At 72.4% G+C, this 11,940-nt stretch carries 12 protein-coding genes; 8 read left to right on the plus strand and 4 right to left on the minus strand.

Features of this window, described 5'->3' with window-relative positions; translation table 11 throughout:
* The first annotated feature begins 35 nt into the window (after positions 1-35).
* From IEY86_RS13245 to IEY86_RS13265, 5 genes are all read left to right on the plus strand, one after another.
* The gene (locus IEY86_RS13245) at positions 36-881 is read left to right on the plus strand and encodes a class II glutamine amidotransferase (protein WP_189131834.1); all 846 of its coding nucleotides are present in this window, start codon (positions 36-38) and stop codon (positions 879-881) included.
* A 166-nt stretch (positions 882-1,047) separates the two neighbouring features.
* Positions 1,048-1,896 carry an SCO6745 family protein gene (locus tag IEY86_RS13250; protein WP_189131835.1) on the plus strand — a complete coding sequence of 283 codons (849 nt, stop codon included), beginning with the start codon at positions 1,048-1,050 and terminating at the stop codon, positions 1,894-1,896.
* Between the two features lie 486 nt (positions 1,897-2,382).
* The gene (locus IEY86_RS13255; RefSeq protein ID WP_189131836.1) at positions 2,383-2,604 is read left to right on the plus strand and encodes a hypothetical protein; all 222 of its coding nucleotides are present in this window, start codon (positions 2,383-2,385) and stop codon (positions 2,602-2,604) included.
* Positions 2,605-2,776: 172 nt separating this feature from the next.
* Positions 2,777-3,271, plus strand: a complete 495-nt coding sequence (locus tag IEY86_RS13260) for a phospholipase (protein WP_189131837.1) — start codon at positions 2,777-2,779, stop codon at positions 3,269-3,271.
* A 207-nt stretch (positions 3,272-3,478) separates the two neighbouring features.
* Complete coding sequence (locus IEY86_RS13265; RefSeq protein ID WP_189131838.1) at positions 3,479-4,066, plus strand: TIGR03086 family metal-binding protein; 588 nt, start codon at positions 3,479-3,481, stop codon at positions 4,064-4,066.
* A gap of 73 nt (positions 4,067-4,139) precedes the next feature.
* Here IEY86_RS13265 and IEY86_RS13270 read toward each other — a convergent pair whose 3' ends face one another.
* The 3 genes from IEY86_RS13270 to IEY86_RS13280 all read right to left on the minus strand — a co-directional run bounded on the left by IEY86_RS13270 (position 4,140) and on the right by IEY86_RS13280 (position 5,993).
* Positions 4,140-4,874, minus strand: coding sequence for a hypothetical protein (locus tag IEY86_RS13270; protein WP_229698392.1), 735 nt, complete (start codon positions 4,872-4,874; stop codon positions 4,140-4,142).
* On the minus strand, positions 4,819-5,202 hold the full coding sequence (locus tag IEY86_RS13275; protein WP_229698393.1) for a DUF6114 domain-containing protein: 384 nt from the start codon (positions 5,200-5,202) through the stop codon (positions 4,819-4,821). The genes IEY86_RS13270 and IEY86_RS13275 overlap by 56 nt, the downstream gene beginning before the upstream one ends.
* 173 nt (positions 5,203-5,375) lie before the next feature.
* Positions 5,376-5,993 carry a DUF6230 family protein gene (locus IEY86_RS13280; protein WP_189131944.1) on the minus strand — a complete coding sequence of 206 codons (618 nt, stop codon included), beginning with the start codon at positions 5,991-5,993 and terminating at the stop codon, positions 5,376-5,378.
* A gap of 578 nt (positions 5,994-6,571) precedes the next feature.
* On the opposite strand from IEY86_RS13280, the gene IEY86_RS13285 reads away from it, so the two are divergent.
* Both IEY86_RS13285 and IEY86_RS13290 read left to right on the plus strand, forming a co-directional pair.
* Positions 6,572-7,003 carry a subtilase-type protease inhibitor gene (locus IEY86_RS13285; protein ID WP_189131839.1) on the plus strand — a complete coding sequence of 144 codons (432 nt, stop codon included), beginning with the start codon at positions 6,572-6,574 and terminating at the stop codon, positions 7,001-7,003.
* 131 nt (positions 7,004-7,134) lie between these two features.
* On the plus strand, positions 7,135-7,617 hold the full coding sequence (locus tag IEY86_RS13290) for a phosphatase domain-containing protein (protein WP_189131945.1): 483 nt from the start codon (positions 7,135-7,137) through the stop codon (positions 7,615-7,617).
* An 86-nt stretch (positions 7,618-7,703) separates the two neighbouring features.
* Here the strand turns inward: IEY86_RS13290 and IEY86_RS13295 are convergent, their stop codons facing one another.
* Positions 7,704-8,339 carry a nucleoside/nucleotide kinase family protein gene (locus IEY86_RS13295; protein WP_189131840.1) on the minus strand — a complete coding sequence of 212 codons (636 nt, stop codon included), beginning with the start codon at positions 8,337-8,339 and terminating at the stop codon, positions 7,704-7,706.
* A gap of 231 nt (positions 8,340-8,570) precedes the next feature.
* On the opposite strand from IEY86_RS13295, the gene IEY86_RS13300 reads away from it, so the two are divergent.
* On the plus strand, positions 8,571-11,927 hold the full coding sequence (locus tag IEY86_RS13300) for a PEP/pyruvate-binding domain-containing protein (RefSeq protein ID WP_189131841.1): 3,357 nt from the start codon (positions 8,571-8,573) through the stop codon (positions 11,925-11,927).
* Positions 11,928-11,940: the final 13 nt, after the last annotated feature.

The following is an 11,940-nucleotide window of genomic DNA, read 5'->3' on the forward strand; positions in this document are numbered from 1 at the left end:
CCGCGCGGACTCCCGGTGGGAAGGAGCGTGGACCGATGTGCCGGTGGCTCGCCTACTCGGGGACGCCCGTCCTGCTCGAGCAGCTCATCTACAGACCCCAGCACTCGCTCATCGACCAGAGCCTTCACTCGCGGCTCGGCGTCGAGACCACCAACGGTGACGGCTTCGGCGTCGGCTGGTACGCGGACTCCGAGACCGGCCCCTCCGTCTTCCGCGACGTCGGCCCGGCCTGGAACAACCGCAATCTGCGCGAGCTGTCCCGCAATCTGCGCTCCAGGATGTTCTTCGCCCACATCCGGGCCTCGACCGGCACGGCCGTCCAGGAGACCAACTGCCATCCCTTCCGGCACGGCCGGTGGCTGTGGATGCACAACGGCGCGGTCGTGGACTTCCACCGCTTCCGGCGGGAGCTGGTCCTCAGGATCGACCCGTCGCTGTTCAACGCGGTCGAGGGCACGACCGACTCCGAGGTCCTGTTCTTCCTCGCCCTCACCCTCGGCCTGGAGGAGGACCCGCCGGGAGCCGTCGAGCGCATGGTGGGCCTGGTCGAGACGATCGGGCGCGCCAACGGGGTCGAGAACCCTGTCCAGATGACGGTCGCCACGGGAGACGGCGAGATGCTGTGGGGGTTCCGGTACTCCAGCGAGCACCGGTCCCGCTCGCTGTTCTACAGCACCGATGTGGACACCCTGCGCGCCCTGTACCCGGACAACCCCGTCCTGGCGATGGTCTCGGAGGAGACCCGGCTGATCGTCTCCGAGCCCCTAGGCGACCTGCCGGGCGCCTGGAACGAGGTGCCGGAGTCCAGTTACGGCATCGTCGGTCCCGGCCGCGACGAGCTGTGCCCCTTCCGCCCGCAGGCCGCACCGCGGGCCGCGTAGGCGCGCGGGCCGCTCAGGCGGGCAGGCAGCGCGGGCGCGCAGGCGCGCGGGCCGCTCGTGAGTTGCGATCCTCGGCGCCCCGCAGGGAGGCAGGCACGCAGGCACGCAGGCGCGTGGGCGCGCGGGCCGCGCAGCTGACGCAGAACGCGTAGGGCACAATGCGCCTGTGGAGCCGTCCTTCGCCCGAAGTGTCTGGCGGGTGCTCGAAACCGTGCACGCCGTCACCTATTTCGCCCCCGAGAGCCTCGAGGCGAACCGTGCGCTGGGGCTGCGCGGGTACTGGATGGGCTACTTCGCCGGCCGCTCGGCGCCCCTGGGCGAGGCGTCACCCGCGGTCGTGTCGGCCGCGTTCTTCAACTTCCGCCCCTCGATGGTCCGCCGGGCCCTGCCCGACGCCTGGTCGTACGCCTCCCCGGCCGCCGTCCTCGACGCCCGTACGGCCGCGGCATCGGCGGCACTTCGGCGGATCGCCCCCGCGGCGGGGGCCGTCGCCGCCGAGGCGCTGACCCTGCTGCGCCCCGTGGTGGAGGCGGCGGACGGCGGCGGCCGCCCGCTCTTCGGAGCAAACCGGGATCTGCCCGAACCCTCCGACCCCGTCGGCGCGTTGTGGCAGGCGGCGACGACACTGCGCGAGCACCGGGGCGACGGACATGTCGCCCTGCTCGTGGCGGAGGGCCTGGACGGGTGCGAGGCGCATGTGCTGTTCGCCGCCGCCGAGGGCGTCCCGGTCGAGGTGCTGCGGGACAACCGGGGCTGGTCGCCGCAGGAGTGGAAGGCGGCCGCCGACCGTCTGGCGAGCCGTGGACTGCTGACCGGCACAGGTGAGCCCACCTCCGCCGGCCGGGCCCTCCGGGAGCGGGTGGAGTCCCGCACCGACGAACTGGCCCTCGTCCCCTACCGGGTACTCGGCGACGGCGAGTGCCTGCTCGACCTCGTCGCGCGGCCCGCCCGCGAGGTGGCGCGATCGGGGCAGATCCCCTTTCCCAACCCCATGGGTCTGCGTCCTCCCAACTGACCGCTCATTCAGCCGAACTGACGGTCCGCCGTCCGGGAAGTACCGGTTCGTTCCGGGAGTTCCCGTGCCGATGTCGTGTGCCCTTCACGCGGGCATTGACGCCGCCTTCGAAGGGTGATGTGCTCCGCGAGTTCACGGTGCGGGCGTTCGACGCCGAGGGCAAGAGTTCTTCGGCCCGTGCCCCGGCGGCTCGTCGCACCCGTACACGTCCACGCTGTACGCCCCCTGAACACCGCGGCACTGCCGGGGATGACCTCGCGCGAGTGAGGCGGCCGGACCGTGCCGCCCGGCCCGGCCGGTTCCGTTTCCATCCCGCCATTCCCCGTGCGCATCGGGTTGTCCCACAAACGAGGGACCTCGGGCCACCGCGGAACCGAACGGCTGCGTACGTCGTGTCCCACCACACAGACACGCCTCGCCGACTCCGGCACCGGTGGACGGCCGAACCACTAACCTCGTGCTGTCCGTAGCCCGACAGGAGACCTCTTGACCACCGCAGCAACCGCCCCGAGCCTCGCCTCCCGATGCCGCAGATGCCCCACGACCGGCGGCTCCGTCCAGGCAACCGTGCCCGGCAGCGCACCGGTGTGGCGTGCCGACGCGCTGGCCGACCGACTGAGCGGCGAGAGCGGGATCGCGCACCACAACCACTACGATCCTCAGCTCGACGCGTTCGTGATCGTCCGTCACGACGACCGGCCCTCCTGAACGACCTGAACGACGCCACGCCCGGCGCGGCCCCGCCCGGGGCCCGCCGTCCGGAACACGCTCACGGATCACCCCTTTGGCGGGTGTTTGCGACATGGACTCGCCGTTCCTTATCCGCTGGGATGGGGTCCGGTCCCGCGTCGGCGTGGGCCGGACAACGGGAGGTGCTGGGATGCGTCGCCTGATCATCAGCATGACCACGACAGTCCTGACCGCGTTCGCCGGCGTCGCCGCCGGGGTCGGGCCCGTCGGCGCGGCTCCGTCCGACAAGCCGCAAGTGCTCGCCGACTGGACCCGGACCGGCGCGGGGAGCTTCAACGCCTGGAACTCCGCCCGGCAGAACCAGGGCGCATGGGCCGCCTACGGATTCGACTGGTCCACCGACTACTGCACCAGCTCGCCGGACAATCCCCTCGGCTTCCGCTTCCGGCTCCCCTGCGCACGTCATGACTTCGGCTACCGCAACTACAAGGCGGCGGGGACGTTCGGCGCCAACAAGGACCGGATCGACAGCGCGTTCTACGAGGACCTCAAACGCGTCTGCGCCAAATTACGGCTCGGGGCGAGCCGCACCGCCTGCAACAGCACCGCGTGGACCTACTACCAGGCGGTCAGGGTGTTCGGCATCACCGACGACGGCAGCCGTCCGCACACGGCAGCGCACTGAGGTCACCGAGGTGGCCCCGGGCGACTTCGTGATCCTCAACTGACGGGCGGTGTGCGGGCAGTGCCGGGCCCGCCGCCGTGGCCGCCCGTGGTTGAAGACGCGCCTCGGGCTCCCCCTGCTGGACGTGCTCGGGCGCGGCGGCGCCTGCGAGTCCTCCTGGTTGTCGACACCGCGGAGTCGGGGATACTGGGAGTGAGGAGGCCGACGATGAACGCTGCCGACGATCCCGTGGCCCAGCTCTCCCGCGCCCTCGACCAGACGGCCGCCGTCGTCGACGGTGTCCGCGAGGCCCAGACGACCCAGCCCACACCCTGCCGGTCGTGGAACGTGGGTGAGCTGCTCGACCACCTCGTCCACGACCTCGACCAGTTCACCGTGGCCGCCAGGGGCGAGAGTCCCGACTGGTCGCTGTCCGCGCCCCCGGCGGGACCGGACTGGGCCGGCCTCTTCCGTGAACGGGCGGGCCGGCTCATCGAGGCGTGGCGGCAGACGGGGGACCTGTCGGGCACCGTCACCCTGCCCGGACTCGGGGAGGTGCCCGCCAGATTCCCGGTCGACCAGCAGATCGCCGAGTTCGCCGTCCACGGCTGGGACCTCGCCACGGCCACCGGGCAGAACCCGCCGCTCGATCCCGAGATCGCCGAGACCTCGCTGCAGTGGATGCACGGCGCGCTTCGGCCGGAGTTCCGCGGCACCGAGGAGGAGGGCAGGGCGTTCGGTCCGCAGGCGCCCGCCCCCGACGACGCCCCGCCCTACGACCGCCTGGCCGCGTTCGCGGGGCGCCGCCCCCGGTAGGGCGCGGCTCCCGGTGGGGCGCGGCCCCCGGGAGGATGACGCGCCCGGTAGGACGACGCCCCGCTCCGCTCGGTCAGCCCGTCACGGTGACGGACGAGCCCGGCGCGGTGACGTCGGTGACCTGGTACGTGGCGGTGAAGGTGGAGGACGTCGCGCTCGTCGGGCAGCCGAACCCGCCGGTGACGGAGATGGGCACCGAGGCGTTGGCGAAGGCGAGCGTGGACGGCGCCCCGTTGGTCCAGGCGCCGTCGACCTGGGCGGAGCCGGTGGGCGCCGCGGTGATCGTGCAGTTCGCGAGGCCGCTGGTCTTGACCACGACACCGCCCGTGGGAATGGTCATGGTCCCCGTGCTCGGCGAGCCGTTCTGCATGGACACCGCCCAGCTTCCGCTGGTGGTGATGGTGGCGCTCACGCCCGGAATGCCGGTGCTGCACGAGCTGAAGGTGGGGGCGTTGATGGGGGAGGAGACGGGGCCCGCGTCGTTGTGGTTGCCGGGTGCGGCCGGAATCCGGTTCTGGTCGTCGGTGCCGGGCGGTGAGGTCGGCACCGAGGAGGAGACGGTGCACTTGGCGGTCACGGAGCCGGACTTGAAGCTCGCGGTGCCGGTGAGTTTCGCGGTGAAGTAGTCGCCCGCGGGGGTGACCGTGGTGGAGTCGGCCGCGGGGGCGGGCTGTGCGTGTGCCTGGGCGGTCAAGGTGCCGGCCACGAGCAGGCACACGGCGCCGAGCGCCGCCGCGCCGGCCCTGAGCGTGTCAGGCCGGTGAGTCGGCCGTGCGGCCGGACGCGCCGGTGTCGGGAATCGGTCCATCAGCTTGCTCCTCCTTGTGTGGGGGTTCCGCCCGCGGGGCGGGATCGGGGGGAGGGTGCGTCTGCCAGGCGAAGGCGAGGCTGCCGCCGACGATGCCCAGCACGGTGCCGAAGAGGAATCCACCGAGGTTGGACAGGACGAGGGCGGCCGCAGCCAGGAGAACGGTGACGATGCCCGCGAGGGCGCGGTACTGCGGCGAGAACCACATGGACAGGCCCATCAGCGTCATCACGGCGCCCATCAGCAGCGAGGGAATGCCCGCGGGTCCCTGCTGGAGCATGACCTTCAGCGGTGCCAGGGGGATGGAGCTGATCTCCGCCCCGGCCACGACGGTCGCGAGACCGCCCCAGAAGGGACGGCTTCTGCGCCAGTGCCGCAGGCGCGGCAGGCGCCGCCGACGCCCGCCCGGGGTCGCCGGGCTCCGCCTCGAAGACAGCTGTCCCGAAGACAGCGGTCCCGGAGAGCGCGGTCCCGGAGAGCGCGGTCTCGCGGGCCGCGGTCTCAGAAGCATTCGTGTCTGCCCTTGCTGATCTTCATATTCAGGCCGGACAGTTTGAAGGTGCCCGCGTTCGTGGCCCAGGCGACCTGGCGCAGATTCGTGATACCGACAGTGTCGGCCTGCTGGGCGAACAGGTCCTGCATGCCCTGGGCGCCGTCGGGTCCCTTGTCGAGGGTGGACGCGTCGCGGCCGATCTCGATGGAGTTGAACTCCGCGTTCCCCGACAGCTGGGTGGCGTCGACGAACAGGTCCTTGGCGGTGACCGCCTCGCTCCCGGTACCGGCCCTGAGCTTCAGCGATATGTCACCGATCACCGGCAGCGTGGTGACCACCGACTGGCACAGGTCTTTGAGCCGCGCGTCCTTGATGGCGGTGACCGCCACCGGCAGAAGGTCCTCGCGGGCATTGGCGTCCACGCTGCCGTACTGGGCGAAGCCGGTGCCGTCGAGGCGGTCGGCGGAGACCTTGAACTGCTGGCCCGAGACGGCGAACGAGGCCGCCAGCGCCCCATTGGCCAGCGCCACGGCCAGGGCCGCCGTGGCCGCGAAGCCCGGAACGGCCAGCGCGGCGAATCGAAGCCAGTTCACCCGACCGGTCGCCGGGTCCTGGGCATCATTCATGGGCAGTCCTCCCGGTCCGTCGTACACGTTTACGGGCACGCTCACGCCGACCTCCTGCGAACCGGCGGAGCGGGCACGCGGTCGAGCCGTCGCGGCGACGCCGGCATGCTCCGGCCGACGGCGCGACGAAGGTGTGCTCGTGGTCCACAAGGAAACGGCGAAACGCCTGGAACTCCCGGCCGGCGCCATGGCCGCCCAACCACTCCTACCGGCCGGTAGCCATGATGCGTCAGCTGATGTGCCGTCACAAGATGTCTGCCCATGATTTCTCCCAACGGTGGTCCATGCCCCCTCGAGGGTGGTGTTTCCGGTCGAACCGGCCGGGCTTGCAGTGATCCACAAGCACTTGCCCGCCCCATGGGCCGGGGGTGGCCGCTTCCCGCCTCCGGCGATCATGTACGACGGCGGACGTGGGCGCCCATATCGACCACGCCTGTCGCGAACAGGCGAAAGGAGACAATCGGCCACCGGACCGCAACGCGCCGTGACGAGATGTGTGCGGTCGATGTGCGCCGGTTGGGGTCTTTGGAGAAGACTCGCGTCCGGTATCTGCAACCTCCAACGAAGGAGTGTTCGGAATGCGGTACATAGCCGCGAGGATCGGCCTGGGCGCGGCCTTGGTCATGAGCTGCTTGACGGTCGCGGGAAGCACCGCGAGCGCCGCCCCCGAAGGAACCGATTCCCTGTACGCCCCCTCGGCACTGGTGCTGACCATCGGCAAGGGTGAGACGGCGGCCGACTCGACGGTGCAGCGCGCGGTCGTGCTGCGCTGCACCCCCACGGCCGGCGGCGACCACCCGGCCGCCGAACAGGCGTGCGCCGAACTGCGCGCCGCCAACGGTGACTTCAACGCCCTGGGGGCGGGCAACTCGCCGCGGATCTGTCCGAAGATCTGGGACCCCGTGGTGGTCACCGCCCAGGGTGTCTGGCAGGGCAAGCGGGTCGACTACGAGGAGACCTTCGGCAACTCGTGCATGGCCGGGGACCGGGGCCACGTCTTCGAGTTCTGAGGCCGCCTCCTCGGGCACGGCAGGGGCCCCGCACCCGGGCGGGTGTGCGGGGCCTCCCGCGGATGCGGTGCGTGCGTACCCTGTCCACGTGGGCGTCGGCCCAACAGGAGTGCGAGCCCGAGGAGTGGACGATGCAGGCGCGGCCGTTGGCGGTCTTCGATCTGGACGGCACGCTCGCCGACACCAGGCACCGGCTGCACCACCTGGAACGCAGGCCCCGGGACTGGAACGCCTTCTTCGCCGCGGCCGAGCACGACGCCCCGCTCGCGGAAGGGGTGGCGCTCGCCCTGGCCAGTGCCGAGGAGTGCGAGATCCAGTATGTGACGGGTCGGCCGGAGCGGTGCCGCCGTGACACCGAGGCCTGGCTCGCGCGGCACGGCCTGCCGCGGGGGAGGGTCTGGATGCGCCGCAACGACGACCGCCGCCCGGCGCGGGTGACCAAGCCGGAGCTGCTGCGGGCACTGGCCCGCAGCCGCGCCGTCCGCCTGGTCGCCGACGACGACGAACTGGTCTGCGACGCCTACGAGCGGGCGGGCTTCACGGTCGTGAGGGCCCGCTGGATGGACGAGTCCGACGCGCTGAAGGACGCCCAGGAGCGCGAAGGGCGCACCTGACGGGCTCCGGGGCGGGCCTGGCGGACCCCTCGGCGGGCGCGGCGCCCGGGCTCGGGCTCGGGGCGGGCTCGGCGGTTGGGGGACGGTCAGCCGTCCCTGTCCACCAGCGCCGGGTGACGGGGGTCGTCGACTCGGACGACCACGTCGGCCTCGTCCGCCGGGGCGGCCTCCGCCTCGTACCGTTCGAAGGCGGGCAGCGTCCACCGCTGGTCGGGGGCGGTGCGCCGGGCCAGGGCGCCCGCCGACAGGGACAGATGGACGGTCAGCTCGAACGGAAGCCACCGGCCGAGCAGCAGGGTCCCGTCGAGGATCAGCACCCCGCCCTCGGGCACCGCGAGGTAGGACGCCCTCGTCGCCCGGTCGGCGGCGGCGTCCCACAGCGACGGAAGGACCCGTCCGGTGCCGCCGTCGGCGTCGAGCGGATCGAGCACCTCGCGCCGCAGGCCGCCTTCGTCGAGCCAGTCCTCGTAGAAGGCGTGGGCGTCCTCGCGTCCGTGCTCCAGGCGCACCGAGGCCGGGCGGAGGAAGTCCCGCGCCCGCACCCGGACGACGGGGCGTCCGCGCAGACGCAAGGGATCCACCAGCGCGTCGGCGAGATCCTCCGGGAGCGCCGCCGCCGCGCCGTCGACCGCCATCCGCAGCCACGGCTTGCCCTCCAGCGCCGCCACGCGGTCGGCGACCTCCTCGACCAGCAACTCGGGTGAGATCGGACGCACTCGCATACCCCATTGTGGGCACGCGGGAGGTCCACGGCATGGGCCGCCCCGCGCGGCCGGTGCCTGTTTGGCGTTCGCCCAACGCCGGCGGCGTCCAAAGGCGGTCCGGGCGTGTCACGACATGGTTGGCTTCTCCTCGGCCCCGCTCGAGGCGACCAGCTGTGAGCACCACCCCGGCGGTACTTCGGCGGCGCGGCCCACCAACTTCGTTCCCCCCTCGACCCCTTGGGAGAGTCGATGAGCTCCGTCCTGCTCGTGCACGCGGTCGGCGGTCCGCCCCTGGAGTACTCGCTGCCCAAGGTGGCGGCTCACGCCGAGGTCCACCTCCTCGCCCTGGCGCCGCCGCCGGAGGCCAGCAAGGACGTCTGGCTGCCGTGCTGCGCCTCGGTGACACAGGTGCCGCCGCCGCAGAGCGGGACCGAACTGGTCGAGACGATCACCGGGCTCGCCGGGGCCGTGCGCGCGGACGCGGTGCTCACGCTCTCGGAGTTCGCCGTCGTCGCGGTGGCGCGGGCCTGCCGGGCGCTGGGCCTGGCCGGAGCCGGAACCTCGGTGGAGGCCGCGCGGGACAAACGGGCCATGCGGGCGATCTGGCGTGACGCCGCAGTCCCGGTGCCCGCCTTCGCCGAGGTCCGCGACGAGGACGAGGTGCGCGAGGCGTTCTCGAGGCTGAACCCGCCGCTCCTGCTGAAGTCGGCCTGGAGCGCGGGCTCGACGGCCCATGTGACGGTCACGACGCCGCGGGAGGCGCGGTCCGCGTGGCGGCGGGCGACCGCCGTGACGCGCGAGTCCGCACGCGACGGCTACGGCGAGCTGCACACCGAAGGGGCCTGCGGCGACTTCCTCCTGGAGGAGATCGTCACCGGTACCACCGACGGCTGGTACGACGGATCGGGCTGGGGCGACTACGTCAGCGTCGAGGGCATCGTGGCGGACGGCGCCTACCAGCCGCTGTGCGTCAGCGGACGCCTGCCCACCGTCCCCCCGTTCACCGAGCGCGCCAGTGTCACCCCCGCCGATCTGCCGGACGACCTCCAGCGCCGGGTCGAGGAGGTCTCCCGCGCCGCCGTGGACGCCCTCGGACTGGACACCTGCGCCACGCACACCGAGGTCAAGCTCGGTGCCGAAGGCCGGATGTGGGTGATCGAGACCGCGGCGCGCTTCGGCGGCGTCATGACCCTGCGCCAGGCGGAGGAGGTCTTCGGTCTCGACATGATCGGCATGCTGGTGCGCCAGCTCCTCGGCGAACCCGTCGACTACCCCGAGGCAATGCTGGTGCGGGGCCAGGGCGCAGCCGCCTCGCTGGTCGTCCTCCCGGTCGACTCCGAGGGCCGGCCGTGGACCGAGCAGCCGCGGTGGGACTTCTCCGCGGTCGACTGGGGGGCGCTGCTCGCCCCCGGCAGCCGGATCGAGGCCGTGCGCGAGCTCTCGATGCCCGACGGCACGCCCACGCTCGCCTACGACCCGGCCGAGGGCGGCCGGACCAGGGCGGCCGTGTGCTTCCTCACCGGTGACGACGCCGCCACCGTGCTCGCCGACTGCCACCGTGTCGTCGACGCCCTCCCGTCGGCCCTGACCGAGGGCTGCGGCGAGGCCCCCGCCGGACCTTCACGTGCCGTGCCCGCCGCGGGACCGGGAGGTGGCGGCATCCTCGACCTGCCCCGGTTCGAACGGCTCTGCGGGCTCCTCGCCGGACACCCCTACGTCAAGGTCGTCGTCGACCGCCACCGCGGTGACTGGCACATCCTCGACAGCGCCATTCATGCCTTCCACGCGCACTACATCGCCTCCGAGATCCTCGGCATGAGCCTCGAAGAGCTCTACGAGGGCCTCGACGGCTTCAACCACAGCGTCTACCAGGACCCCGGACGCCGCTTCCTGCTCGGCGTGATCTCCCTGCACCACCGCTGCGAGGGCCCGCTCCCGGAGCGGTTCATGGTGCTGGAGACGGTGGAGGCCGACACGATGGGCGCGGAGCTGCTCAGCGAGTTCCACGCGTTCGTCCGGCGGCGCCTGGACGACTCGCTGCCGCTGTACGTCAAGCCCGCCAACCACGGGCAGGAGGCCTCGCTCGACGACATCCCGGAGGCGGTGATCCCGCGGGTACGCGGCCATGAGCTGTTCGCGGCCGCCGACTTCGTCCCGCTCAACCCCGGCGAGGCACGCGGACGGCTGCGCTGGTTCCCCACGGCGCAGGACTACCGCGCCGCCCGCGACGCCAACGCTCTGGCCTGGTACGACATCGTTGCCATGCCCGTCGTCCCCGACGACATCCCGCGGGTGACCGGCCTGGTCAACGCCTGCCCCACGACGCCCCTTTCGCACACCAATGTCCTCGCGGCGGGCTGGGGCATACCCAACGCCGTCGTCCGCGACATCGCCGATCGCGTGGAGCGCGGCGGCCTGGACAACGCCTGGGTGCGCTATCGGGTCTCCACCGACGGCGCCGTCCTCGCCGCGGTCGAGGAGCCCGACGACGTGACCGAGCCGCACTGGCACAGCGAACCCGTGCGCATCGGCACCCCCCGCGTCGAGCGGCTGTCCATCGTCCCGATCTGCGCCCTGCGCTCCGGCGACCGGCACGGCTACGGCACCAAGGCCGCCAACCTCGGCGAGCTCCACCACGTGCTGCGCACCGGGTCCCCGCGCCTGACCGGCTACTACCGCGTGCCCCGCCCGCCCCGCGCCAACCTGCTGGGACACCTCGCCGACCGGCTGGGGGCGCCCAGGGGCGCCGACCTGGCCGACCGCGCCGCCGAGTTCCTGGCCGAGCACGTCAGCGCGCCCGAGGGCATCGCGGTGCCGTTCGAGTTCCAGCAGCGCTTCCTGGCCTCCTCGCCCGAGCTCCAGCAGCGGATCGGCATGCTGAAGATGGCCCTCGAACTCGACGCCTTCGCCACGGTCGACGGGCTGTGCGCCCAACTCGAGCACCTGGTGCGCACCACACCCCTGCCCGACGGTATGGTCCGCCGGCTCCACGACCAGCTCGTGCGTCACCTGGCCGGCTCCGACGCGCTGGTCGTCCGCTCCTCCTCCAACGCCGAGGACCTGCCCGGCTTCTCCGCCGCCGGGGTCTACGACTCCGTCTCCCGCGTCAGCGATCTGACCGGGCTCGTCGACGCCGTCCGCAATGTGTGGGCGTCCCTGTTCTCCGCGCGCAGCGTCCGCCTGCGCCACCAGGCGGGTATCCCGCTCGACGACACCTACATGGGAGTGATCGTGCAGCACCGCCACGACGCCTCACTCGGCGGCGTCATGGTCACCTGCAACCCCACCCAGCGCGCCGACTTCCGCAATGTGTGCGTCAACTGCGTCGACGGGTCGGCCGAGGCCGTCGTCGAAGGCGCGACCCTGCCGATGCAGTACCTCTACAACACGGTGGAGGGCGGCGGCCGCACGGTGTCCCTCGGCGCCGCCGACGAGGACCTCGGTCCCGAGGCCAGGCAGCGGCTCGCCGAGCTGGCGCTCGCCGGAAGGCTTCTGCAGGGGCACTTCAGCGAGGACCTGACGTTCGCCCACCCGCTGGACATCGAGTGGCTGACGGACCCCTCGGGGCGGATGCACATGCTCCAGGTCCGCACCTACACCGCCTGAGAGGCCGACCCCC

This window comes from Wenjunlia tyrosinilytica (assembly GCF_014646055.1).
Classification (GTDB): domain Bacteria; phylum Actinomycetota; class Actinomycetes; order Streptomycetales; family Streptomycetaceae; genus Wenjunlia; species Wenjunlia tyrosinilytica.

What these genes read in the sequence shown, in the direction of transcription:
- IEY86_RS13285 (WP_189131839.1), top strand. Translation starts at nt 6,572, where the DNA reads ATGCGGTACATAGCCGCGAGGATCGGCCTGGGCGCGGCCTTGGTCATG.
- IEY86_RS13265 (WP_189131838.1), top strand. Translation starts at nt 3,479, where the DNA reads ATGAACGCTGCCGACGATCCCGTGGCCCAGCTCTCCCGCGCCCTCGAC.
- IEY86_RS13245 (WP_189131834.1), top strand. Translation starts at nt 36, where the DNA reads ATGTGCCGGTGGCTCGCCTACTCGGGGACGCCCGTCCTGCTCGAGCAG.
- IEY86_RS13260 (WP_189131837.1), top strand. Translation starts at nt 2,777, where the DNA reads ATGCGTCGCCTGATCATCAGCATGACCACGACAGTCCTGACCGCGTTC.
- IEY86_RS13295 (WP_189131840.1), bottom strand. Translation starts at nt 8,339, where the DNA reads ATGCGAGTGCGTCCGATCTCACCCGAGTTGCTGGTCGAGGAGGTCGCC.
- IEY86_RS13300 (WP_189131841.1), top strand. Translation starts at nt 8,571, where the DNA reads ATGAGCTCCGTCCTGCTCGTGCACGCGGTCGGCGGTCCGCCCCTGGAG.
- IEY86_RS13270 (WP_229698392.1), bottom strand. Translation starts at nt 4,874, where the DNA reads ATGGACCGATTCCCGACACCGGCGCGTCCGGCCGCACGGCCGACTCAC.
- IEY86_RS13280 (WP_189131944.1), bottom strand. Translation starts at nt 5,993, where the DNA reads ATGAATGATGCCCAGGACCCGGCGACCGGTCGGGTGAACTGGCTTCGA.
- IEY86_RS13290 (WP_189131945.1), top strand. Translation starts at nt 7,135, where the DNA reads ATGCAGGCGCGGCCGTTGGCGGTCTTCGATCTGGACGGCACGCTCGCC.